At 43.0% G+C, this 26,947-nt stretch carries 15 protein-coding genes; 10 read left to right on the top strand and 5 right to left on the bottom strand.

The genetic code is table 11. The features are described 5' to 3' along the window. Positions 1-2: 2 nt before the first annotated feature. From BACINT_RS20605 to BACINT_RS20590, 4 genes are all read right to left on the bottom strand, one after another. Positions 3-1,013, bottom strand: coding sequence for an AI-2E family transporter (locus BACINT_RS20605; protein ID WP_044155144.1), 1,011 nt, complete (start codon positions 1,011-1,013; stop codon positions 3-5). 51 nt (positions 1,014-1,064) lie between these two features. Further along, positions 1,065-1,679, bottom strand: a complete 615-nt coding sequence (locus tag BACINT_RS20600; protein ID WP_007666848.1) for an L-threonylcarbamoyladenylate synthase — start codon at positions 1,677-1,679, stop codon at positions 1,065-1,067. Between the two features lie 73 nt (positions 1,680-1,752). Further along, the gene (locus tag BACINT_RS20595; RefSeq protein WP_007666846.1) at positions 1,753-3,762 is read right to left on the bottom strand and encodes an AAA family ATPase; all 2,010 of its coding nucleotides are present in this window, start codon (positions 3,760-3,762) and stop codon (positions 1,753-1,755) included. A gap of 33 nt (positions 3,763-3,795) precedes the next feature. Further along, positions 3,796-4,581: a Cof-type HAD-IIB family hydrolase gene (locus BACINT_RS20590; protein WP_007666845.1), complete on the bottom strand. Its 786-nt coding sequence runs from the start codon at positions 4,579-4,581 to the stop codon at positions 3,796-3,798. Positions 4,582-4,719: 138 nt separating this feature from the next. Here BACINT_RS20590 and BACINT_RS20585 point away from each other — a divergent pair, with 138 nt between their 5' ends. The 10 genes from BACINT_RS20585 to BACINT_RS20540 all read left to right on the top strand — a co-directional run bounded on the left by BACINT_RS20585 (position 4,720) and on the right by BACINT_RS20540 (position 22,343). Next, positions 4,720-5,598, top strand: coding sequence for a prenyltransferase (locus tag BACINT_RS20585; RefSeq protein ID WP_007666844.1), 879 nt, complete (start codon positions 4,720-4,722; stop codon positions 5,596-5,598). 1 nt (position 5,599) lies between these two features. Further along, positions 5,600-6,217, top strand: coding sequence for a CPBP family intramembrane glutamic endopeptidase (locus BACINT_RS20580; protein WP_007666842.1), 618 nt, complete (start codon positions 5,600-5,602; stop codon positions 6,215-6,217). 47 nt (positions 6,218-6,264) lie between these two features. Further along, positions 6,265-7,431, top strand: a complete 1,167-nt coding sequence (locus tag BACINT_RS20575) for a MalY/PatB family protein (RefSeq protein ID WP_044155143.1) — start codon at positions 6,265-6,267, stop codon at positions 7,429-7,431. A 47-nt stretch (positions 7,432-7,478) separates the two neighbouring features. Continuing rightward, complete coding sequence (locus BACINT_RS20570; protein WP_007666840.1) at positions 7,479-9,140, top strand: helix-turn-helix transcriptional regulator; 1,662 nt, start codon at positions 7,479-7,481, stop codon at positions 9,138-9,140. 559 nt (positions 9,141-9,699) lie between these two features. Next, the gene (locus BACINT_RS20565) at positions 9,700-12,105 is read left to right on the top strand and encodes a TonB-dependent receptor domain-containing protein (RefSeq protein ID WP_007666832.1); all 2,406 of its coding nucleotides are present in this window, start codon (positions 9,700-9,702) and stop codon (positions 12,103-12,105) included. A gap of 262 nt (positions 12,106-12,367) precedes the next feature. Further along, positions 12,368-13,894, top strand: a complete 1,527-nt coding sequence (locus BACINT_RS20560; RefSeq protein ID WP_081450344.1) for a pectate lyase — start codon at positions 12,368-12,370, stop codon at positions 13,892-13,894. A gap of 30 nt (positions 13,895-13,924) precedes the next feature. Next, positions 13,925-15,226, top strand: a complete 1,302-nt coding sequence (locus BACINT_RS20555; RefSeq protein ID WP_007666821.1) for a pectinesterase family protein — start codon at positions 13,925-13,927, stop codon at positions 15,224-15,226. 235 nt (positions 15,227-15,461) lie between these two features. Then, a complete protein-coding gene (locus BACINT_RS20550) occupies positions 15,462-18,692 on the top strand; it encodes a SusC/RagA family TonB-linked outer membrane protein (protein WP_044155142.1) in 3,231 nt (1,076 codons plus the stop codon). 7 nt (positions 18,693-18,699) lie between these two features. After that, the gene (locus BACINT_RS20545; RefSeq protein WP_007666816.1) at positions 18,700-20,721 is read left to right on the top strand and encodes a RagB/SusD family nutrient uptake outer membrane protein; all 2,022 of its coding nucleotides are present in this window, start codon (positions 18,700-18,702) and stop codon (positions 20,719-20,721) included. 32 nt (positions 20,722-20,753) lie between these two features. Further along, complete coding sequence (locus BACINT_RS20540; protein WP_117692537.1) at positions 20,754-22,343, top strand: DUF5123 domain-containing protein; 1,590 nt, start codon at positions 20,754-20,756, stop codon at positions 22,341-22,343. Positions 22,344-22,436: 93 nt separating this feature from the next. Here BACINT_RS20540 and BACINT_RS20535 read toward each other — a convergent pair whose 3' ends face one another. Further along, positions 22,437-26,792 carry a hybrid sensor histidine kinase/response regulator transcription factor gene (locus BACINT_RS20535; RefSeq protein ID WP_007666812.1) on the bottom strand — a complete coding sequence of 1,452 codons (4,356 nt, stop codon included), beginning with the start codon at positions 26,790-26,792 and terminating at the stop codon, positions 22,437-22,439. Positions 26,793-26,947: the final 155 nt, after the last annotated feature.

Genomic DNA, 26,947 nt, shown 5'->3' with positions numbered 1-26,947 from the left:
ATCTATTTCGACTTATCCAGATACTCTCTTTTAAACATATCTACGAACAAGAAGAATAATGAGAGTAATAGCGGTCCGAATATGACTCCCATAAATCCGAATAGAGACAATCCGATAACTACCCCGAAGATAGTGATTAGCGGGTGTATATCAGCCATTCTTTTTTGCAGGATAAAGCGTATCAGGTTATCGAGCTGAGAAATAATCAGAGTTCCGAATATAGCCAGGCCGATGCCATTGAAGAGATCGCCGGATAATGCCATATAGACAGCAATCGGGAACCAGACCAAGGCTGTACCTACCATAGGGATGACTGTTGCAAGGCAGGTGAGAAATCCCGTTAACAGAATATCCGGAACATCAAAGAACCAGTAACCTATCATGGCCACTCCACCTTGTATGATTGCCAGTAAGGGAATGCCAACCGCATTGGAGTGTACAATCATTTTTATTTCTCTTACTACATGATCTGTATTCGACTTATTAAAGGGAAGTATGTCACTGATGTATTGCTCCATCTTTTGTCCGCCTATCAGCATGAAGTATAGAACAAATACCAATACAAAGAGATTGACGGCGAAGCTACTGATACTACCCATTACGAATTGTCCTATGGCAGGCAGTGCAGAGATAATAAAAGAAGTGGTATCTTTACCCAGAACATCATAGCCAGTCCTGTCTTTTATGATATTTGCCATATCTTCAATGGGGGCAATAATGCTTTCAGGATCCAAATTGATATCTTGTAGCTTGCTGACTAATAGCCATACAGCCAATGCCAAAGGTACTAAGAAGAAGAGAATGGCTTCAGTGGTAATGAGGGTAGCAGCAATGCTTCGTTTCATGTTCCGCTTGTCGGTCAGATGTATCATCTGCTTTCTGACTAGTATGTAGATAGTCAGTGCACCTAATAGACCACCCAGAAAGGGAGTAATCTGTAAAAACAGGATTATCCCCAGTCCGATGATAATAGTAATTAGTGAATATTTCCAGTATTGTTCTTTTGTACTCATATCCTTTTTGACTGTTTTCTTAAGAAACAAACAAAATGGGTATTTGGTTGGTTACCCTTCATTCAACCAGCCTTTTCCTTGTCGCACAATTTCTGTCTCTCCATTGGTACAGTCCACAATGGTAGAAGATTCTGTGCCACCGATTCCACCGTCGATAACCAGATCGACAAGGTCACCGAACTTTTCATCGATTAATTCCGGGTCGGTACAGTACTCCATGTCTTCATGTTCTTCGTGAGGCAGGGTAGTAGTCATAATAGGGGCATCCAGAACACGGGCTATCTCCTGGATAATGGCATTATCAGGCATACGGATACCAACCTCCTTCCGGTTACGGAATATTTTAGGCAAACGGGTAGTGCCGTTCAGGATGAAAGTGAAAGCACCGGGCAGGTTCCTTTTCATCAACTTGAATGTATTGTTATCTACTTTGGCATATTCACTGATGCTACTCAGGTCATAGCAAATAATAGAAAGGTTGTTTTTGCGCGGATCAATTTCTTTGATACGACAAATACGTTCGATAGCACGCTCTTTCAGCCCATGGCAACCAATGGCATACATGGTGTCGGTGGGATAGATGATAAGTCCACCGTCATTCAGAATATCCACTATCTGTTGCAGGTCTTGTGGATTGTTGTTTTTTTCGTACAGTTTTAGAAGCATAGGACTGGTTGTTAGTCTATATATAATAACACAAAAGTAGAGAATAAGTTTCTTATTATCAAATAAGTGTGGCTTATTTCTTGGATGATTTTTTTCGAAGTTCTTCTGCCAGCCTCCACTGTAATGCAGCTTCTACTTCTTTTCCTGCCTGCATCAGGGCATCGCCAAAGAGTTCGTGTGCTCCGGCATGGTCGGGTTTCAGGGTGGTAGCCTTGTCCAGATCGGCAATAGCGCCTTCTGTTTCCTGTTGTTTCAGTCGCAGTTTTCCCCGGTTATAGACAGCTTTAAATTCTGCCGGACGTAGTTTTACTGCCCGTGTGAGGCACTCTTCCGCTTCAAGATATCTTCCGTCATTGAAGAGGGTGATTCCTTTGCGTATCCACGCATCCGCATATTCGGGATAGAGTTCCAGCGCCTTGTCATAGTTGGCAATGGCGGCACGGGAGTCATGGGCAAGAGTGATAGATTCATTGCCCATAAGGTAATACTCTCGTGCATAGGCTTGCAGTCGTTTTTGCTGTTCGGCCATCTGGGCTTTTAGTTGATCGTTGTTGTCACGTAGCTTGTTGATAACACCTAACTTGCGACGGATGAGGCGTTGTATAACAGGCTTTTCTATGTCGTATCGGGAGTGTATAGCCTTGAAGAAATGATTGAGAAAGACTTCGAAATCTCCTTGGTCAAAAGCTTTGGTCGCAGCAACATATTCCACGTCGGCCTGTGCTTGTTTCAGGGCGCGGTCTATGGCTTGCCGGTTGTTAAAGCGTTCGGCAAAGTTTACTATTTCCGGGCGGACAAAGATATCAGCGCGGTTGACAGGTTTCTTTAGCTGGATGCCTTCCAATGAAGTGCAACGACTGAGGGCAACATAGGCTTGCCCACCGGCGAACACGCCACCGGTGAAGTCGATAACCACACGGCTGAAAGTCAGTCCCTGACTTTTATGAACAGTGATTGCCCATGCCAGCCGTACGGGGAACTGAGAGAAAGTACCCAGGACTTCTTCTTCAATCTCTTTTTTCTTTTCGTTGTATTTATAGCGGATATTTTTCCAGTGTTCCGGCTTGACGTCACATTCTTTTCCATCATCGGTGATGACGTAGAGAGTTTCTTCTATTTCATCGAAGCCGCTGACTATGCCAATAGTACCATTTACCCAGCGGCGGTCGAAGTCATTTTTGATAAAGATAACCTGAGCTCCCGGTTTCAGCACCAGCTCGCGCGATGTGGGCAGGCTACTTTCCGGGAAATCTCCCGTGACTTCACCCCGGAAGGTAACAGAGTCACCGGGTAGTTCTGCCAGTTTCCGGTCGTTGATGTAGTCTACATTATCGCGGCGTGTAGCGAGGGTGATGTACATATCTTCCTCATTCTCCTCAATATCAGTGCTATAGCGTGTATTGAGTAATTGCAAGTCGGCTGCACCGGCAGTGTTACTGCGGATATGGTCCAGAACACTGACAAATACTTTATCCGTTTGACGATACACCTTTTGGAGTTCGATGGAAACAAGGTCTATCTGGCTGAAAACTCTTGCTGAGAAAAAGTAGGGAGTAGGATAGAAGCGGTTTAGTATTTCCCGCTCATCCCCTTTAACGACAGGCTCGAGTTGGAAAACATCACCTACTAACAGAAGCTGTTTTCCACCGAAGGGCTCACGCAGGTTACGTGAATAGACTCGCAGGATGCGGTCTACGGCATCGATAATATCCGCCCGTACCATGGAAATCTCGTCGATAATGATAAGTTCCAGTTCTTCCAGTAACTTTCGCTGCGGCTTGGTATACCTGAAGAATTCGTGGATGCGCCCGCGTTGCAGGCTCAGGTTCGGATCATCGGGTAGCAGAGGATGAAACGGTAATTTGAAGAAACTGTGCAAGGTGCTGCCACCGGCATTGATGGCGGCAATACCGGTAGGAGCCAATACTACATGTTTCTTTTTTATATTCTCGCAGATGTATCGCAGAAAGGTAGACTTACCCGTACCTGCCTTCCCGGTTAGAAATACGGACTGGCGAGTATATTGTATAAGGCTCAGGGCATCCTGAAACTCTTTATTGTTGGTATCTATTGACTGCGTCAAAATTAAAAATTAATAATTAAAAATTAAAGGAGGCTATATGACGGAGAAATGTTTGAGCGCATTGGCTATTCCGTCTTCGTCCACTGAAGTGGTGATGTAGTTGGCATGTTCTTTCACTTCATCCACTGCATTACCCATAGCCACACCAATGGCTGCATGGCGTAACATGCTTACATCGTTGCCGCCATCTCCGAATGCCATCGTCTCTTCCAGACGAATGCCGAAATGACGAATAATTTCGTCGATTCCTTTTTGCTTGGTATTTCCTTTTGCGGTAATGTCGGCAAAAGCGGGGAACCAGCGTCCAGCTTCACAACCGGGAAGTTGTGGGAGAATGACTTTCTCTTGTTCCAGTGTGATGAATGGAGTCATCTGGAAGATTTCCCGATGAATAGCCTCTTCAGGAGTCTTAACAGGGAGTATATCTACTTTCAGGTAATCATTGAATATCTTTTTCACCATCTCATCCGGCTGGCAAACACAGATATCATGCTCGCCTACAAAGATACAGGGGAAATTCTGTTCAGAAGAGATGCGCGCCATTGTCTGTACGTCAGTGGCAGGAATTGCACTCTTGTAAATCACTTCTTCGCCTACGAAACAATATCCGCCGTTCATGGTTATATAACCATCTATAAGTCCACGGTCTTGCAAGGCAGAAAGGTTGTTGATAATAACAGCAGGACGTCCCGTAGCGATAAATATCCGAATACCTTTGGCTTTGGCAGCGGCGATGGCTTCGATGGTGGTTTCGGGGATAGCATGTGTATCAAAACTCACTAAAGTGCCGTCGATGTCAAAAAACAGGGCTTTAATCATATATTTTTTTATTTTACTTGGATGCAAAAGTACTCAAAAGTGAGGATATTTTGTACTTTTGTCTCCTAAAGAAATCGTAAATAGTGACTATACATTAATAAAATAGCAAAAGCTGTTTTGAACGTAGTTAAATCGTAGATGAAAAAGCATTCTTTCAAAGATTGGTTGATCGCTGTACGCCCTTGGTCATTCCCGGCGTCGGCAATGCCGGTGATTGTGACGCTGGCATATTTGTATTGGGCATACGGGGTAATAGAGTGGGCGAACGGACTGCTGGCGTTGGTCGGTATTGTTATTTTCCATGCTTCGGGAAATGCATGGAGTGATTATTTCGATTTTGAACGAGGAGTAGACCGCGTAGATACTTTCGGTGTGAAGACTCTGACGAGTGGGCAATTCATGCCATTGGAAATACGCAACCTGGCTATAGGATTAATGGTACCGGCAGTGGTTATCGGCCTTTGGCTGGTTACACGTACCGGACTTCCCTTGTTATGGATAGGAGTTTGCGGTGCCATGTGTTCGTTGCTCTATCCGTGTCTGAAGTACCGGGCTTTCGGTGATTTTGTTATTTTCGTGGCTTATGCCATTCTGCCTACTTTGGGAATAACTTATATAACAATGGGGAGATTCCTGCCTGATGTATGGTTGATCATTGTTCCGGTAGGATTGATAACAGTAGCCATCCTGCATGCTAATAATACGCGTGATATCGGTACGGATGTACGGGCAAAGATCAGTACGCTTGCTATGAAGTTGGGAGTGAAGACTGATATTTACCTCTATATGTTTGAAGTACTGTTCCCTTTCTTGTGGATTGCGATTTGTGTACTACTGGGCAACTTCCCATGGTGGTCTCTGTTGACTATAATAGGAATTCTGCCGGCTATAGCCAATGCACGTACCATGCTGCGGTTACCGAAAGAAGGGATTAGTGCAATCTCTAATCTGGATGAAAAGACGGCGAAACTGCAACTTTTGTTCAGCTTACTGTTTACGGTTACATTTTTAATATAGTATGAAACGAATTATCATCCCTTTGCTGATAGCTGCTTTCTTGTGGTTTTTCATGTTCTCTCCCTGGACAAGCGGCATATTCAACTTCTGGACAGCAATGAGCTTTTCGGCAGTTATACTGATGAATATGTCTTTTGCACTTCGTCCGCAGTGGTGGGTAGAAGATGTGAAGTTCGATTGGAAGAATATTGCCGGAGGTGTGGCTTTGTCCGTTGTATTATGGGGAATATTCTGGGTAGGGGATAAAGCTTCTGCCTGGCTTTTTGACTTTGCCCGCCCGCAGGTAGAACTTATTTATGGTATGAAGACCGGGGAAAATCCCTGGCTACTCTCTATACTGTTACTCATATTGATAGGCCCTGCAGAAGAAATCTTTTGGCGTGGCTATGTACAGAATGCACTATCAAAACGTTGGAACCCGAATACAGGTTTCATTGTGACAACGCTGGTTTATGCCTTGGTGCACATTTGGTCGTTTAACTTTATGTTGGTGATGGCAGCATTGGTAGTTGGAGCTATTTGGGGACTGGCTTACAGGCTGTATCCGCAGAAGTTAGGGGCACTGATCGTGTCGCATGCGGTGTGGGATGTGGCGGTGTTTGTACTCTTTCCGATATGAGAATGGGTACTATGATTTGTGTGACTTACGTAAATAGAAATAGAACGATGAAATACAATTTTGATGAAATCATTGAACGCCGTGGTACCAACTCCGTGAAGTGGGATGGCGTAAAAAATATCTGGGGACGTGATGATTTACTCCCTATGTGGGTAGCTGATATGGATTTCCGCACTCCGCCTTTTGTAATGGACGCTTTGAAAAAGCGCTTGGAACATGAGGTGTTGGGATATACTTTTGCCTGTGAAGAATGGTATACTTCCATTTGTGCATGGTTGCGCCATCGTCACGGATGGGATATATCCCGTGAGATGTTGACATTTGTCCCGGGGATTGTCCGTGGACAGGCTTTTGCCTTGCAGTGTTTCACTAATCCGGGTGATAAAGTGATGGTGATGACTCCTGTCTATCATCCTTTCTTTCTGGTGACCGAACGCATGGGGCGTGAAGTGGTATATTCGCCTCTGGAACTATGTGACGGACAGTATCAGATTGACTTTGAACGTTTCCGCAAAGATATACAAGATTGTAAAGTGCTCATTCTGTGTAATCCTCATAATCCCGGTGGGCGTGTCTGGACAGCGGATGAACTGAGAGAAATAGCTGTCATTTGTTATGACAGCGGTACTTTTGTGATCTCTGATGAGATACATGCTGACTTGACTCTACCACCTTATAAGCATCATCCGTTTGCCACGGTTTCTGAAAAAGCAGCTGCAAATTCTCTTGTTTTTATGGCTCCCAGTAAAGCATTCAATATGCCGGGGTTGGGCAGTTCGTATGCAATCACTGTTGATAAAGGTATTCGTGAGCGCTTCCAGACTTTTATGGAAGCTGGTGAGTTTTCCGAAGGACATTTGCTTGCTTATATCGGTGCGGCAGCAGCTTATATGCATGGTGCGGAATGGCTGGAACAGATGCTCGACTATATAAAAGGAAATATAGACTTTACTGAGAACTACCTGAAAGAATATATTCCGGGCATCAGTATGATACGTCCGCAGGCTTCTTACCTTGTTTTTCTGGATTGTCGTGCTTTAGGGCTGGCACAAGAGGCATTGACTCGTCTTTTTGCAGAGAAAGCACACTTGGCTCTGAATGATGGAACCATGTTCGGTGTGCCGGGAGAAGGTTTTATGCGATTGAATATCGGTTGTCCCCGTTCGATGCTGGAGCAGGCTTTGAAGCAATTACGTGATGCGGTTGTACAGTGATTTAGAAAGGAGACTATACCTTTGTTGCCTGTGAAGGGCTATACTATATGAAGAAACTCTTATATCTTTTCATCATAAGTAGTATTCTGCTGTGTGCTTGCAGGCATACGGACAATACTACTTTGCTTCGCCAGGCGGATGCAGTGATTTATGGAAATTCGGATAGTGCTATGAAGCTTCTGTCATCAATCAAGAATCCGGAGCGGTTGCCGTTTGAGGAAAAGATGCTGTATGGTTGGCTGCGTACATTTGTGCATAACGTACGGGGAAATTCCATGACGGAGGACTCTCTGATTCTTCCGGCATTCGATTACTTTGTTGCCGGTCCGGACACGGTGAAAATGCTTAATTCATTTGTGTTGAAATCCAAGTATTTATATTGGCAGAAAAGACATGAAGAAGCTATGTCTGTACTTGATAGTGGTATCGCAGCAGCTACAGCCTGTAGAGATACTTATCTGATGGTCAGCATGCTTGCTGAGAAAGCTAACAGGTATGTATATGTTGATAAGGACTATAAAAAGGCAATAGAAGCACATCTCCGGGCGATTGCTATTCGTGAAGATGAAGGATTGTGCTATTCTTTGGGTATTGCCATGGGACTGCAGGGGAATGATTCTGCTTCTTACTATATGGACCGGAGCATTGCCTTGGTGGAGCAGAAGAAGGATACGGCTCGCTTGGTACATTATCTGCGAAACTATGCACAAATGTTGTCTTATATCGGCAATGATTACGAAAAGGCAGCAGTTGTTTCGAAACGCTTGCGAAGCCTGACGCTGGACGGAGGGCAGATTGCAATGACTGATCTGGTGCTGACAGAATGTTTTCTAAAGATGGGAAAACTGGATTCTGCCCAATATTATCTCGATCAGGGCAGATCGCTGCTTGCTTGTCAGGAGAAGTTTCTGACTACAGAAAATATGATGAGTTATTATCAGGGATTGATAGATTATACTCGTCATCGTACGTTTGACTTCCTGAAAGTGATGCGATATAATGACTCTGTTCACAATGCCCTTTATGCCTTGCAAAGTACTATCCGGCGAAAGGACGAAAGCAAAGAGTCACTTTCGAATGCTAACTTGATGCTGACGGTGGAACGGCAAGAGGCACAGCTGACATTATTAGGCTGTTTGCTGTTGTTGGTTGTAGTAGGTGGCGGGGCCTTTTTTTATATCCGGAGGCGTCGTCATCGCTTGATTAAGGCGGAAGAACGTATTGAAACACTAAATCGCTTGCTGGCAGATGCTACAAAAGGAGATGATGAACAGAGAGTTGCCGGAAGTACTGATAAAGAAGTGGAAGATGGACAGTTTTTCCGAAAGATACTTTTGCAACAGTTGGGCATTATACGCTTGGTTGCTACACAACCTACATCTCAAAATCAGGAGTTGCTTCGTCGTATATCCGGTATCACGAACCGCGAGTTGCCGGTAGAAAGCCTTTTAGTGTGGGAGGATCTGTATCCCGTAATCGACCGTATATATAATGGGTTCTATACCCAAATGAACCGGCGTTTCGGTTCTGTGCTTATTGATAAGGAACAGCAGCTTTGTTGTCTGCTTTGCGCAGAATTCTCGACGAAAGAGATTAGTGTTGTGACACAACAAAGCATTCCAACCATTTATCAGCGGAAGACAAATATCCGAAAGAAACTTGGAATGGGAGAGAAGGAGGACATTGTCGGGTTCATTTTAGAGAAATAAGGCTTGTTTTCTCGTCAACTAATTCATATCCGGAAAGAAATGAACTAAATGCAATAGCTAATTCCTTTCTTAGGCATTCCTATGCTTTTTCCCTTCCAACGGTTAGGCTTTTCCATCCGAACGCTTATTCTTTCTACCGTGGAGTTTCTTTCTTTCCACCATGGTGGAAAGAAAGTTTCCCCGTAATGGAAAGCAACTTTCTCCATGGTGGAAAGAATAAGTACCTACTACAATTTTCCTTAACCGTCGCAGCGAAAAGGGATAAAAGTGGCGATGCGGCGGCTTAACCTCTGAAACTTAATATTATTTATGCGGATCAGGAGTTGGATTGTGTTCATAACCCAGCAAAAATGAACCCTTTCTTCAATGCATATAGATAGTATATAGACCTTAAAAAGGTAAATATAGAGAAAGAAGAGTGTAATTTATTGATAATGAGGTGTGATGGTGCTGCTGATATAGAACTTTTATATCCTGATATAGACCGTTTGAGATACGTTTCACCCTTAAATTTGCATCAGGTAAAAACGAAAAGTGAAACATTAAAATCAATCAAACGATGAAAGCAAATTCAATGAAGTCTATTGGGAGAAGACTTACGTTCTTATTCCTTATGTTATGTGTAGCGGTTTCTATTTCTGCTCAAAGCTATCAACTCTCCGGTTGCGTACAAGATGAAAACAATCAGCCGATGGAAGTAGCAAACATCCTTTTAAAGCAAGCTAAAGACAGTACATACATTACAGGTATGCTGACGGACGCACAAGGTTGTTTTACTTTTACTCAACCTAAAGGGAAATATCTGTTGCATATCACTCTAATCGGTTGTGAAGACATCTACCTGCCTGTCTCTTTACAGGAAAATAAGAATGTAGGTATGCTCACCCTGAAATCCTCTTCTACCTTTTTAAATGAAGTGACTGTCACAGCCGCCCGTCCGGTAATTAAACGTCTGGTGGACAGAGTGGTTTTTGATACTCACAACTCCATTGCCTCTGCCGGTGGAAATGCACTCGACCTTTTGCGCGAAGTACCTGGTTTGCGTGTAGGACAGAATAGCATTGATATTATAGGTAAAGGAGGCGTGAAAGTGTATATCAACGACCGTGAAACGAAACTTTCCGGCGACGAACTGATCGACTATCTCCGGTCTTATGACGCTTCGCAGATACAGAAAGTAGAAGTGATCACCACTCCACCGTCCAAGTATGATGCAGCAGGTAATGCAGGTATCATCAACATACGCCTGAAATCGCGTCCTAAAGATTACTTGGGAGGTACGGTATCCACTTCGTATAATGTCGGTGAGAAGGATAATTACGGTTATGGCGGAGTAAACCTGAATATCAGTAAAGGCCGTGTATCCTCATTCGTCAATGCAGGTACCACACAAGGTAACTATGAAACGCGTGAAGCAAACCGCCGCTATTTCGCCAAGAATACCTGGGACGGACGTACGGATTACAAGAAGTATATGCAGAGTTATTATGGTCAGGCAGGTGTGGACGTTGCTTTGGAGCATAACTGGACTGTAGGTCTGCAAGCTGTTTATAATTATGGTAATCCTAAAGATGCCAAAGCCGTTTCCGTTACGGAAGTTTATGATGTAGCTACTACCCGTTTGGATTCTCTTCTGTTCTCAGATAGCAAAGAAGGAGGCAAGTCCGATCGTCTTAACTTGAATTTCCATACAGATAAGACTTGGGGTGATAAAGGCAAAAAGATGACTTGGGATGTGGACTACCTGCGTGATAACCGGGATAGTCATATGGGCTTCCTGTCCGAAACTCAGACTCCTGACGGTGTAGCAATACCTGGAACCAATTTTGATTATAGCTATCTGCAAGACCGTAAGGTAGACGTATTCTCTTCTGCACTCGACTTTACACTTCCGTTTGAAAAGTATAAGGTAACTGCAGGAGCCAAGGTCTCTTTCACAGATACCCGCAATCGCATCAATTATGATACTTCGGACCCGACACTGGTGCAGGATGATTACTTCCACTATAAGGAACAGATTTATGCCCTTTATGCCGATTACAATCGTGCGTTCTCCAAACAGTTTTCTATGCAGTTGGGCGTACGTATGGAGCACACCCGTACTACCGGTATTTCCGAGTCGGCGAATAAGACAGACAAGCATGATTATACCCGTCTGTTTCCTACGCTCTACTTCTTGTACTCACCTAATGAACTGAATGCATTGAATCTTAGCTTATCCAACCGTATTTCACGCCCCTCGCAGAATATGGTGAATCCGTTCCCTTTCTATCAGAATAAGTACACTTATGCTTGTGGAAAGGAAGATTTGAAACCGAGTTATACGTATAATGCCGAATTGGGATATACATTTAAGAACAATCTTAATTTTTCCGCTTTCTATTCTTATTCGGACGATGTATTCTTCCAGGTGGTAGGTTTGGATCCGGAAACAAATGTCAGCTCTTTCCTGTGGGATAACTTTATGGAAACGCACTCTTTTGGATTGAATAATTCATATACATTCCGTACAGGATGGATGCAGGCTTATGTACAGCATGGGGTAAACTATAGCCGTACGACTTCCAGCGCCGCTTCCACATCTGCCGAAGAGAAAGGATGGGCCTATAATGCCAGTTTGCGCAATACGTTCTTCTTCAATTCGAAGAAGACATTCATTGGAACGCTTTCCGGTTGGTTCACTTCGCGTCAATATAGTGGGGTTTATCTGATAAAGCCTAATTACGGTATCAGTGCAGGTTTGCTTTATCGTATGCTGGATAATAAACTCAGTCTTAGCCTGAATGTGAATAATATCCTGATCAGTCATTCCAAACTTGAGACGGTATCCAACGGTGTCCGGATGACGACAGATAATCAGTTTGCCTTTACCGGTTTCCGCATCGGCGTTTCCTACACATTTGGTGGAGATATCCGCAGTAAAGGGCAACGTAATAGTAACTCAGATATCCAGAATAGATTATAAATATTGCTTTCATCGTTTTTACCTATTTGAAAGCACTCCTGTAACGGGAGACGGGCGGCTTGTCGATATGAAACGGAGGTTTCAATCGGGAAGCCGTCTTTTGGTGTGAATGTGGTTTGATAGGTGGTTTTCGCCGTTTTATAGCATCAGTCCCCCTTTTCTATCAGTTTTTCCCCCTCTTTTTACTATGGATTCCTCACTTTTGCATCACATGAACCAATCTTAGAAGAGAGTATATATGAAAAACGAAATGAAAAACAGAATGAACGGGGCGTACATTATACGTTTCTTATGTCTGGCCTTATTCCTGCTTCCAATCATACCGGCAGGAGCGAGTGTCCTGCCTGATGACGAACAAACGGAAACAACAAAGGAACTGATAGCCTTTCCCGGCGCTGAAGGCTTCGGGCGGAATACAACAGGTGGCCGTGGAGGCAAAGTCTATCATGTAACGACTTTGGAAGATGGTCTGCAGGAAGGGACGTTACGCTACGCCCTATCACAGGAGGGAGCACGTACGGTTGTCTTTGATGTAGCTGGAACGATCTTCCTGGATAAACGCCTTGATATCACTAATGGGGATTTAACCATTGCCGGGCAGAGTGCGCCGGGACAAGGTGTCTGTATAGCCCGTTATCCGGTAACTATCAATGCTGATAATGTAATAGTCCGCTATCTGCGTTTTCGTGTAGGCAACGAAGGAGGTGGAGAGCCTGACGGACTTGGAAGTACAGATTGCAGGAATCTGATCATTGACCATTGCTCTATTAGTTGGTCGGTAGATGAATGTTGTTCTATATATGGTGGTGAGAATCTGACTGTTCAATGGTGCCTGGTTTCCGAAAGTCTTCGCACAGCAGGTCATGCTAAAGGCAAACATGGATATGGAGCGATCTGGGGAGGAGCAAAAGCTTCTTTTCATCATAATCTGCTGGCACATCACGAAAGTCGTGTACCCCGTCTGGGGCCTCGTCCATTTACTCAGGAACGCGAACACATGGATATGAGGAATAACGTATTCTACAACTGGGCCGGAAACGGTTGCTATGGCGGAGAAGGCATGTGTGTCAATATTGTGAACAATTATTATAAACCAGGACCGGCTACACCGAAAAACAGCCCTGTCCGCTACCGTATTGCCGCCATAGGAGTACGCATAAAGAAGTATTGCATGAATGCAGACGGCACTCCCAATGCCTGGAAACCAATGGAACACGTATGGGGGAAATTTTATGTAGACGGCAATATCATCGAAGGAAATGAGGAAGTAACCCAAGATAACTGGACCAAAGGTATTTACGGGCAAATCAATAATGCTTCTTGTGACAATACATTCACAAAGAAAGTGAAAAAGGAAATGCGTCTGTCCGAACCTCTGGATGCAGGCATTATCACTACTCATAGTGCAAAACAAGCTTATGAACTCGTATTGGATCAAGCGGGATGTTCCAGGCAACGGGATGCCATTGATATACGTGTTATAGAAGAAACCAGAAACGGTACGGCTACCTATATCGGTAGTGTGACAAAAGGAGCGGAAAGTGTTCCCGGCCTGATAGACTTGCCGGCAGATGTGAAACCGGAAGGAGCCACCAACCCTTGGCCTACATTGAGCGATGGAGGCATTACAGCCGATGAACTGCGGGATACTGATGGAGACGGCATACCCGATGTTTGGGAAGCGGCCCATGGACTGAATCCGAAAGATGTTTCCGATGGCATTGCCACTACATTGAGTAAAGAAGGTTATACCAATCTGGAAGTTTATCTGAACGGCCTGGTAAAGTAAAATTCAAACCAATTATTAAATATATTAAGTATGAAGAAGATAATTCTTACGGCATTATTTATGGGCATTTTATTAGGAGGTCATGCCCGGAATACTGCATCACCATTTCAGGCTGTAGTGGCCCAGGATGGTAGTGGTGACTACACAAGCATTCAGGCTGCTATTGATGCAGTACCCGACAACCGGCAAGAGCCGTGGTTGATTTTCGTAAAGAACGGTTCGTACCGGGAACATGTGGTAATACCCGAAACCAAAACGTATGTCCACCTGATCGGTCAGGACAAGGATAAAACCATCATTCATCATCTCCTGAATGTAGGTGGAAAGCCTGAAGAAGGTACAGAATCGGCAAGGACGGCTTTTTGGAAACATTCGGTTCATAATCCTTCTTCCGAAGTCTATAAGTTTGAGGGAAGCGTTGTTAAGGTGAAAGCCGATCATTTCTATACTGAGAATATCTCTTATGTGAATGATTGGGGGGTAGAGAGCCAGAATGGTCCACAGGCATTGGCTATGAGCAGCCAGGCAGATTGTGCAGCGTTCAATAACTGCATTTTCCGTTCTTTTCAAGACACCTGGATGACTTCTACTAATGATTCTCACCGCCACTATGTGAAAGACTGTTGGATTGAAGGTGCAGTCGATTATTTTTATGGTGGGGGAGATGCTTTACTTGAAAACTGTACATTATATAATGTACGTAGCGGTTCTGTAATTGTCGCTCCCTGTCATAAGGATGCAAAGTTCGGATATATTTTCCGTGATTGCATTGTGGATGGCAATGCCTCTGCTGCCGACGGTAAACAGAAGTTGGGGCGTCCCTGGCACAACTCGCCGCGTGCTGTCTATATACATACCACTATGCGCATTCCTCTTGCTCCCGAGGGTTGGACCAATATGGGAGCTATTCCCGGATTATTTGCAGAGTATGATAGTCGTGATACCGAAGGTAATGTACTCGACTTGAGCCTACGTAAAACAGAATATGACGGACGCGGACCGAATAACCCGCCAAAAGGCTCTTGTCGTGCTATCGTTACCAAAGAGGAGGCGGATAGCTATGTATACGAACGTATCATTCCGGGTAATGACGGATGGGATCCTCGTACAATGATGGAAAAACTACCGGCTCCGCAGAATCTGAAAAAACAAGGAACGAAGATTACTTGGAAAGCTGTATCCGATGCTGCCGGTTATATCATTTTCGATAATGATCAGGTGGTGGGTTTTGCTCAAAAGCCGGTTTTCGAAACAGGATTCGTGATGAAAGGAAATTTAAAAGTACGTGCGGTCAATCTTTATGGTTCATTAGGACTTGAGAGTGCTCTTTAAGTTAATGAATCGTAATGGCACTATAACACATTGACATTTTTTGCATGTGAGATCCCGGGCTTGTGAAAGTCTGGGATTTTTTGTGTAACCCCCTTGTATTTATTGTTCTAACAGATATTTTCCTCTTTTTCCGATAGTTTTTACTCCTCTCTCCATCCGCAAATTGTCACATTTGCAACAGGAAAAAATATGTGAAACTAAATCCTTTATTAATGTGAAACAAAAATCTGTAGAAATGAAAAACAAGTGTTTTGTATGGCTAATGGCTATACTGTTGATGGTTCCTATCGGACTGTCTGCACAAGAGATTACTGTTAAAGGTAATGTGACAGACTCCACGGGAGAAGGTGTTATCGGTGCATCCGTTGTAGAAAAGGGTAATGCAGGTAACGGAACGATTACCGATATAAACGGTGATTTTACTCTGAAGGTCAGTGGCAAAGGTAAGAAACTGGTCATCTCATATATAGGTATGCAGGCCCAGGAGATAGATGCCGTTGCCGGGAAGACGCTAAGTATTAAGCTTCAGGACGACTCTAAAATGTTGGATGAAGTAGTCGTTGTAGGTTACGGTACGATGAAGAAGAAAGACCTGACCGGTTCTGTTTCTTCTATGAACGACAAGGTACTGAAAGATATCCCTGTAACTTCTGCCTTGCAGGCTATGAGCGGACATCTGGCAGGTGTGAACGTAACGGTAACGGACGGTTCTCCCGATGCCGAAATCAAAGTACGTGTACGCGGTGGTGGTTCTATTACCCAGGATAATTCTCCGCTTTATATCGTAGATGGCTTTATCGTGAAGAATATTAATGATATTCCTCCCGGTGACATCCAGGATATCAGTGTATTGAAAGATGCTTCTTCTACGGCAATCTATGGTGCCAAGGGTGCTAATGGTGTAGTTCTGGTGACTACAAAGAGTGGTAAAGCCGGTAAGACAGTGGTAGATGTGAATTCTTATGTTGGTATAAAGAAAACCTACAATCTGACGGATGTCCTTTCTCCTTATGAATATGTATATTATCAGAAGGAAATCGATTCGAGCCCGAATGTATCCAGTGCAGGCTTCTACAGCATGTATGGTATGTGGGATGATATAGACCTTTACAAATACCGTGAAGGTATCGACTGGCAGGATCAGCTGTACGGCAATACCGGTGTACAGAAGAATTTCAATGTATCGCTTTCGGGTGGTACGGAAACTATGCGCTACAATATCAGTTATACACGTGATGATGAAGATTACATCATGTTGAACTCTAACTATGTACGTGATAACTTCAACATTAAGCTGAATAAATCTTTTGGTAAAGTCATTGATCTGGACGTTACAGCCCGTACTACGAATACGGTGATTGATGGTCCCGACGTATCCGGTGGACGTAAGCTCCGTGATGGTGTCAAGTATGCTCCGGTAAAGAGTATAACGACTTTGTCTATGGAGAACCTGGTGGGTACCAGCGAAGAGCTCGACTGGGCAGAATCTGCTAGTATGTTGAATGATCCGATTTACAACATTACCAATGAGTTTAAGAAACAGTACTCATTTGTTAATTCTTATAATGTCGGTTTGACATTCCATATCATCAAAGGTTTGGATTATCGTGTTCAGGGTAGCTACTCTTACGAGAAAGCACATACGGATAATATCTGGTTGAAGAAGACCGGTGAATCTAATGCTAATGGTGGACAGCCCGTTGCCAAACGTGAATATACCGATGGTTATCGTTTTACGATACAGAATCATCTGACGTATGATTTTACGGTTGCAAAAGATCACCGTTTCAATATTATGTTTGGACAGGAGATTTTCTCCGGCAAATCGGACAAGATGACCCTTCAATCCAAATTCTTCCCGAAGGACTTTACAGCAGAACAAGTATTGGCTATGTGGAATTATGGTGAACCGTTGCCTACTTATAATGATATAGGTGAGCCGTCGCGTACCTCTTCTTTCTTCGGTCGTTTGAACTATACGTTGAAAGACCGTTATTATCTGACTTTCACAGCTCGTGAAGATGGTACAAACGTATTTGCTCCGGGCAAACAATGGGGTTTCTTCCCTGCTGGTGCTTTGGCATGGCGTCTGTCTGAGGAACCTTTTATGGAAGCTACTAAAAGTTGGCTTTCTAATGCTAAGCTTCGTTTAAGTTACGGACAGGTAGGTAATGCACGTGTAGGTTCTTACTGGCGTCAGCAATACAGTTTCGAAAGCTCTGCAAACAGACTCTACTATATCGGTGAGAAAGTGCAAAGTGGTTTGAAACCAACCAATACACTCCGTAACGAGAACCTGACTTGGGAAACCAAGACTTCTGCCAACATCGGTTTGGATCTGGGATTCTTTAATGATAAAGTGAATGTGGTAATCGATGCTTATAAGGATGTAACTAAGGATTTGATTCTGGCTGTGGATATCCCGACTCATTCCGGTTACGGCACTCAATACCGCAACCTGGGACAGACTACTAACAAAGGTGTGGAGTTGACAGCTAACTGGTATGCCGTTGAAACTAAGGACTTCAACTTGTCATTGGGTTTCAATATCTCTTTCAACCGCAATACTGTTGACAAACTGGATGGTTCCGACTCTATGATTGCTACTTCCGGTTGGGGAGTAAGTATCGGTTCGGATGATTATCGTGCCATTGTAGGTAAATCCATTGGTCAGATCTATGGTTACAAACAAGATGGTTTCTATTCTTTCGATGACTTTACTTTTAACGAAGAAACGAAACGTTGGATCATCAAACCGGGTGTAGCCGATTGTAGTGATATTATTGCAACCAGCGGTAACTGGTTTGGTCCTGGACACATGAAACTAAAGAAATTGACGGATGATGGTTCTGATAAAGTCACTACGAATGACCGTACCGTCATTGGTAATGCCATGCCGAAACATACTGGTGGTTTCAATATCAATGCGGACTATAAAGGCATCGACTTTGGTGTACAGTTCAACTGGAGTTATGGTAATGACATTCTGAATGCCAATAAAATAGATAATACTACGTATGCAGGTTCCAAGAAGTATCAGAATCTGAGTAGCGATATGGCCTTGGATAAGCGTTTTACCACTATCGATCCTGAAACCGGTTACAATATCATGTATGGTGAATATGCGAATCCGGCACGTTTGCAGGAAATCAATCAGAATGCTACGATCTGGCATCCATTGATGAACTCTACGGTCATGACGGACTATGCTATCGAAGATGGTTCATTCCTTCGCTTGAGTAATCTTACAATCGGTTATACTTTACCGAAGGCTTGGACTAAGAAGTTCCTGGTTGAGAAGTTGCGTGTATACTTCACTGGTTACAACCTGCATTGTTGGACAAAGTATTCCGGACAAGATCCTGAGGTAGATACCCGTCGTAGCACTCCATTGACCCCGGGTGTTGACTACTCTGCTTACCCGAAAGCTCATTCATTCTTATTTGGTATTAACCTGACACTCTAAAAAACTAATGATCATGAAGAAATTATATATATTAACTTTGGCAGCTGCCATGCTGATCACTACTTCATGTGATGATTTCCTGGCAACTGACACCCCCTCCAAACAAAGTAACACAAATGTGTTCAATACCGAGGCTATGGCCGAGGCTGCCCTGATGGGAGTTTATGCTACCATGTCCGATACGTATGTTTACGGACAGAAAATATCTGTGAACTGGCAGAATATCAGTGATACGGAAAATTGTAACCTTTATCTGACTAACTATAAAGAAGTAAATAGCGACTATGGTCAGAACCACTATTATGGTAATTCTGGCAACTCTACCACTCGTTGGAACAATATCTTCCGTTTTGCAGAACTTGCTTCTGCTGCCGTAGAAGGAATGCGTGGAGGTGAATTGCTGAAGACAAATCCGACTGTCGGTAAGCCGTTATTAGGTGAAGCTTTGACTCTGAGAGCATTGGCTTATTTTGAATTGGTGCGTATCTATGGAGATATTCCTTATAAGAAAACAACTTCCAATTCTGACCTTTCCAATGTATATATCGGTAAGATTGACCGTGATACTGTATATGCCGACCTTGTGAAGAACTTGCAGGAAGCCATCGAATACCTGCCTTGGTTAGGTAGTGGTAAAGCTTCTACTGCTGAACGTATCAGCAAAGGTTTTGCTAAAGGCCTGTTGGCACGTGTGGCCTTATTCGCAGGTGGATGGTCGTTGCGTGATGGTAATCAATTCCCTGATATGCAGCTGGAGAAGCATCCTACCATCCCTGAAATGAATGGATATTATGTAGGTCGTGTGAAGAACTATAAAGAGTACTATGAAATAGCAGCTAAACAATGTGCTGAAATTCTGGGTGATCCTGAGAATCCGCATCAATTGGATCCTGACTTTGAGAATATCTGGAAAACGGTAAATCATCTGGATCAGAATCCTTATAATGAAAATCTTTATGAAGTTGGTTTAGGTGTAGGTAATACCGGTGACGTGGGCACTCTGATGGGTTGGGAAGTTCAACAAGGCTCTATGTACGGACAGCAAGGTATGGGTAGTAGCTATGTTACTTCTACAATTTATTACTTCTATTCTTTTGGTAAGACGGATAAGCGCCGTGACGTTACATTGACTTTCGGTCGCTGGCGTAAAGAGAATTATGAGGATTTGAGTCTGAATGCTACGAATGTACACTATGCTAAATGGCGTATGTACTGGACCAGTGAAACCTATCGTGCCCTTCACTTGGCTGCTGCCGGCCGTGTGGCTACCGGTATCAACTGGATTGTAATGCGTTATTCTGATATTTATCTGATGTTTGCTGAGGCTATGAATGAGCTTTACGGACCGGATCATCAGAATACAACGGCAGGTATGACAGCCCGTCAAGCTCTGGAAAAAGTACGTGAACGTGCATTTGGATCCGGTTCTTCTGAAATTACGAAGTATGATTCTGACTTCTTCAATGCTATAGTGAATGAACGTGCCTGGGAATTTGGTGGTGAAGGTGTTCGTAAAATGGACCTGATTCGTTGGGGGCTGTTGGATAGTAAGATTGAAGCTATGAAAGAAAGCCTTTGCCTGATGCTTGATAACCAACATCCGGTGACCATCTTTGATAAGACTTATCAGCCTTCGGATTTCCCGACTGTATTGTACTATAAGATGCGGACAGATGATAAACTGTATGTAGATTATTCATCACCCAATTATTATCAGGAACTGGGTACGGCTCCTGCAGGCTATGAAAAGATTGACTGGTTTCCGAAAACTTATGCAAAACCTGAAACCGGGTCAGGCACTACTTATCGTGACGAACTTGCCAAGATTCTGGTAATGGCTACCGGTATCAATGCATCTTACGACTATAGTGCATTACTGGGAAAACTGAAGAATGGTGGTGAGATTGGTGATATGTTGAAACAATATCCTATTGGCAACGGAACTTGTAACTATCGTCATCCTTATGCTATCTATGATACGGATATTTATCAGTCCAAGGGTTTTTTGGTAAATTCCTATGGTTATTAATAAACGGACAACAGAATTAAAAAATGAAGATTATGAAACTTAAAAGCATATTCGCATCCCTTGTCATGACAGCCGCACTCTTTTCTTCGTGCGACCGTGACGTAAACGATTGGGAAGTGGCCACCGGTGAGAACCGTTTGTTTAAGCCTTTGATTTTCGAGGCAAGTACGTTGAAGCCTACTTCCATTCAGATTAAACACACTAAAGTAGTTGACGCTGCTAACTATGTATTTGAATTCAGTAAAGATGCCGACTTTGCAACGATTGACAAATCTGTTGTTATTCTGGCTGATACTCTGACTCCGTTTGCAGATTCAAATACAGCGATGAAAGTAGAATACCGTACTTGGTTTGAAGGGCTTGATGGTACTACCAATTATTGGGTACGTATGCATGCTGAGAATGCAGATGCATCATTAAAGTCAAAGTTGAGCTCATTTACCTTTATCACTCCGGCGGAACAAATATTCAGGAGTTACAGACCTACAGTTAATAGCCTGACTTTCCTTTGGGAAGAGACAGATCGGGTTACGAATCTTGTATTGATGAATGAAGATAGTACAGTAGTTGAAAACCGTGTGCTGACTACTGCTGAGATACAGAATGCTGCTGCAACATTTGAAGGCCTGGATATGGGAGTACCTTATATTGCTCAGATTTTCTACAATGAAGTATTGCGTGGAACACTGAATACGAAAACTTCAGGTTCGTCCGGCAGTCTTATTTTTAATATTAATATTCCTGGCATTACTGCTGAGGATATATCAACGGCTTTGGCAGGACATGCTGCTGAAGGGACTAAAAAAGTTACTGTGAATTTTGCCTCTGGTATGGAATTTAATATGGAGGGAACCATTACAATTCCAACAGGTATACAGGATATTAGTTTTGTTGGTTCGGAAAATGCAAATGGTAAGTTGTCTCAATTGAATAAAGTTTATTTTGCTATCGAAAGCGAAGTGAATGATGTTAATTTTGAATACCTCAGCATGAACTCCGATGGTGGATTTATGTTCCAAGTAGGTGCGCAGAAGTTCCACGATATTACTTTTGAAGGCTGTGAAGTGAAACAAGTTAATTCTGCTGTCCGTCTCCATAGTGGTGCAGAAGGTAATAGTGTCAACTTCAATAACTGTTGGGTATCGAACACTGGTGGTTGGAGTTTCCTCAATGTAGGTTCAGGCTGTACAATTCCTGCTATCAATGTTACGAATAGTACATTGACTGAATTCAACACCCGTATTGCCGATATACGTGTGAAGACTGATATCAAATTCAAGAATGTGACTTTGGTAAATATTGCAGAGAAGATGACTCACCTTTGGTTACTTGACAACAACTCCAAACCGACTGTGACTATTGAAAACTGTATTTTTGCCGGTCCTAATGGTGGTCAGAAGCTGCACTCTACGAATGGTAACTATAGCAATGTTACTATTTCCTATGGTGGTTCTTACAAGACAAATGATTTAATAGAAGATTCTCGTCCGCTGGATGATATTACGGTTGTAAACCTGGATATCTATGGCTTGTTTGTAGATCCTGCCAATGGCGATTTCCACATCAAACAAGGTGCTGGATTTGCAGGAACCGGAGTAGCGGGAGACCCGAGATGGTTTTAATAAGTAGGTATTAGATTCAGGATAAGATTCTCTCAAAAAGGAAAGTCCGGACTTTTTTAAGCCCGGACTTTCTGTTTAAATGCTTATCATTAATCATTTTTTCCCTTCTTTGTATTCCGAAGGTGTCATCCCCACCTGCTTCTTGAAGCATTTGCTGAAATACTTGGGATCGTTGAATCCCGTCATATATGCTACTTGTGAGAAGTTGTATTCTCCGCTATCTATCAACTGTACGGCACGTTTGATTCGGATTTCCCGTATGAAATCCACTGGTGACAGGCCGATGATAGATTTCAACTTTTGATAAAAGACGGTACGTCCCATATTCAGTTTCTGTGCAAACTCCTCGATGGTCAGGTCGGAATTATCCATTTCTTTTTCCATAACTTCCATTACTTGCTGCATGAATTGTTCATCGAATGGAGTGATTTGCGGCTGTGATGGGGATATGTCAATAGATGGTGCAACGGGACTTTCCTGTTTTTCAGACCATTGTTTCCAGAGAATATCCTGTAACTGCTTGCGCTGGTGTAGCAACGATTTGATACGTGCTTTCAGATAAGTAGCACTGAAAGGCTTGGTGATATAATCGTCGATCCCCTGTTCCAATCCGGAAATGCGGTCATCCAATGATGATTTGGCGGATAAGAGGATGATGGGGATATGACAGATTTCTCTGTTTTCTTTAATGTTCTTCACCATATCCAGACCGTCCATTACAGGCATCATAATGTCGCTGATGATAAGATCAGGAACATGCTCTTGTGCACGTTCTAAACCTTCTTGACCGTTAATTGCCTCAATGACTTTGTAATTTTCCGAAAGAATAGTATGCAAGAAGCTCCGAAGCTCCATATTGTCTTCCACAATCAGAATGGAAATCGGATCAACTTTGTCGGTATCCATAGGCATATCCTGAGATACCTCGTCTATTTCATTGTCGGTTTCTGTAGAAGCTCCGTCATTCAGAATGAATTCAGTGTTTTCATGAGTTTCATATATTTCCTGTCCCATTGGCAGGGTGACAATAAATTCACTACCCACTTCGGGCTGGCTCTTTACTTCAATACTACCACAATGCAACTCTATTAATTCTTTTACGAGTGACAAGCCGATGCCGGAGGAAGGTTGTAATATATTGTATTTCACTAAAGTTTCAAAGCGTTGGAAAAGCGTTTGTTGCTTCTTAGGGTCAATACCGATTCCCTCGTCAGCTACGGATACAATCAGCTTGTCTCCTTCCACATTGGCATGAACAGTAATAGACTTGTTGGCAGGCGTATATTTGAAAGCGTTGGACAACAGGTTGAAAATTATCTTCTCGAATTTATCCTGATCAATCCAGGCAGATATTATCTCTTGGTTTGTCTGTAATTGATAGTTTATATTCTTTTCTTCAGCAATAAGACGGAAATTATCCATTACCTTTTCCAGCAAGATAACCACATTGGTCTTTTCCAACAGTACTTTCATCTTCTTATTCTCTATTTTACGGAAATCCAGAATCTGGTTTACCAAGTGGAGCATACGTTCCGTATTTTTGTGTACCAATGTCAGGTGTTTACGTGCATTGGCCGATAGAGTCGTTTCATGTTCTAATACTTCGGTTACCGGACTGGCTATCAGTGTTAGCGGGGTGCGTAACTCGTGAGATATGTCAGTGAAGAAACGTAGTTTGATGTTTGCCAGTTGTTGTTCCAGATTGATCCGGTGGCGCAGACGGTATATATAGAGAATGATATAAACGATCGTTGCAGTCGATGCTATGAATAAAATGGCATAAAGTATCCATGCCCAATAGGTCTCCCAGAATGTAGGGAGCACTATAATAGGAAGAACACGTGTACCGCTTTCCATCCATACTCCATCGCTGTTGGTGGATCGTATCTGCAGTTCATAATCTCCGGGAGGAAGGTTGATATAACTGGCAGACCGACTATTGTCTACTTCATTCCAGTTTTCTTCCAGACCTTTCAGACGATAAGCGTAACTGATGGATTGCGGATCAATGTAATCCAGCGCAGCAAACTGGAAGGTTACATTTCGTTCGGAAGGTTTCAGCTTTAATTCTTTCAGATCATCAATATCCAGATCCTGGGAAGCTCCTTGTATCTTGAGTCCAGTGAATACGATAGGAGGAACATAACTACTTTTTTGAAGTTGCTCAGGGAATATCCTCAGAATGCCGATATCTGTTCCCAGTAATAACTGGTGATGTTGGCTTTGCACCGGAGCGGCTTCGGTGAAGTATAGATCCTGTTGCAGATATTTCTTGTCGTAATGTTCAAAGGTCTCTTTGTCCGGATGAAAACATGCCAGTGCATTTTCTGCTATTATCCAGAGATTCCCTTTATTATCTTCTATCATAGATTCCACAAGGTCTGAGGGAAGGCCGTTTTGGGTAGTGTATGTTTTAAATTCTATTTCGTTGCTTAGCAGGTTCTCGGATAATATTTTATTGAGACCTCCGGTAAATGATAGGACATAGGTATCTTTCCGGCTGTCGGTATAAATGTAGATGACATCGTTGCTGCAAAGGCTGGATACTTTATCAGGGATACGTATATTCCGGTAGAATTCAATTTGTTCCGGTTGTGTGAATTCACTGGAGAAGGTGAGTAAACCCTCCGTTGTTCCTACCAATAGTACCTGGTTTGCTTCAGCGATGTACCGTACTTTGGCAAAGCGATCTTTCGAATATCCCGTTAATTTATTGCCGCTATGCAGAAAGCGTATGTCTCCTTCCTGCGTTTCTTCAATCAGATTCAATCCGCCCCCGTAACATCCTACCCATATACGGTTTTTGCTATCCTGAAAGATGGTATAAATACTGTTGTAGCTTAAACTGTACGGATCATCCTTTTGACGGGTGAACTGGCGTATTTTGAAACGGTCTTCTCCTGTTCTTTCCAGACGGAAAAGTCCGTCCTGTTTGCTACCCATCCAGATGATACCTTCTTTATCTTCCATGAAACAATAAATATTCTTGGTAAACGACACAGGATTAGGACTGATAGTTCCTTCCGGAGTCAGATAGCCCTTCAGGCTACCGTCCGTCCGATATATCCTGACAGAGCCTTTTTTGGTAGATGTCCAGAGATTCTTTTCCTTATCTATAAGAAAAGCACGGGTCTCAAAGCCGGTGTCAATGGATTGTAGGTGGCAGGCATGCGGGAAGAAAGATATCTTGGTAACATCCCAGGTATTGCAGAACCATAGGTTGCCCTGGCGGTCCAGGAAGTAGTTTAGAATGTTGGGACTATACTTCGAATTTGGATTGTCGTAATCTGTATAATAGGGTTTCAACTGGCGGTTTCTCCGGTCGTAGTAACAGAAACCACCCTGATGGGGGACCATCCACAAGGTTCCCTGTGAATCTTCGAAAATGAAATCACGGTTTACACGTTCGGCATTCGGCAGATCCTCCTTGGGAGTGATGTAGTGTTGCTTATCTTCTGTAACCAAGTTATACCTTACTACTCCCGGGGTATCGCCAAACATCCATAATTCTCCGTGATGATCTTTGAATACGGATAATACTTTGGGAGAAGGTTTGGTTGAAGTACGAGGATCGATAAGTCTGTATCTGCCTTCTCCGGCAAAAAAGATATATAAACCTTCATCTGTACAAAGCCCAATACTATCTTTGCCGAGATTCTGCATGGAATTAATGGTATTAGAAGAGGGGAAAGGTGCTTCATTGAACTGTAATTGCTGTGTCTGGGGATTATATATCACCAATTGATTATCATTGGATACCAGATATATCTTACCATTATTTTCTTTAATGCTCTTGAACGGTATATCCGATTCAATATTCTTTTTACCGATGATGGATATTCCTTTATCAGTCAGTATCCACTCATCTCCTTCACTGTCTTGATGTACAGTGATAATGTGACTCCCTTTCAGATTCTTCTGTTCCGGACTGTAAAGAGTGATACCTTCTCCTTCTTTACAACTCAGTTCGTCGATTCGGAATGCTTCCTGTTCGCACAGAATCCAGTTGATACCCTTTGGCAGAGCATAAATGGTACGTACGGCATACGTTTGTTTGTTCTGATTTTCGTAAGGACGCAGAACATCTATAAACTTCTCGCTACGTGTATCGAACAGATAAACGCGGAGATCATAAGTCTGACACCAGATGTCACAAGTCTGAGTCTGAGTGATGGAAGATAGGCGGTTGCTCGTCAGGTTGGAGCCGTCTCCTGGAAATGCTTTGTAATTTTTGAAGGTATACCCGTCGAATTTATTCAGACCATTCCAGGTTGAGAACCAGATAAGCCCTTTTGAATCTTGTACGATGTTCGTTACCGTTCGCTGTGCTAATCCATTGTAAGCAGAGAAATGTTGTATCTGGCACACAGGTTGGGCAGCAGCTTTACAGGTAATGAAGAGTATAAATAGCAGTAAATAAATAGTTTGTGATAGAATGTACTTTCTCATTGTATGACTGATTGAGTTTTCTTATGCAAATATACAACAAAAACTACTCTCTTCCTTAATATTCTTTAATTCCCCGGAAAATCTTCTCAGATTGCTTGTTTATATGCTTAATAATTCGATATATTTGTGATATCAAAATGATATCAATTAAATCT

The sequence above is a fragment of the Bacteroides intestinalis DSM 17393 genome (assembly GCF_000172175.1).
GTDB classification, from domain to species: domain Bacteria; phylum Bacteroidota; class Bacteroidia; order Bacteroidales; family Bacteroidaceae; genus Bacteroides; species Bacteroides intestinalis.
This window is presented reverse-complemented; position numbering and strand designations above follow the sequence as displayed.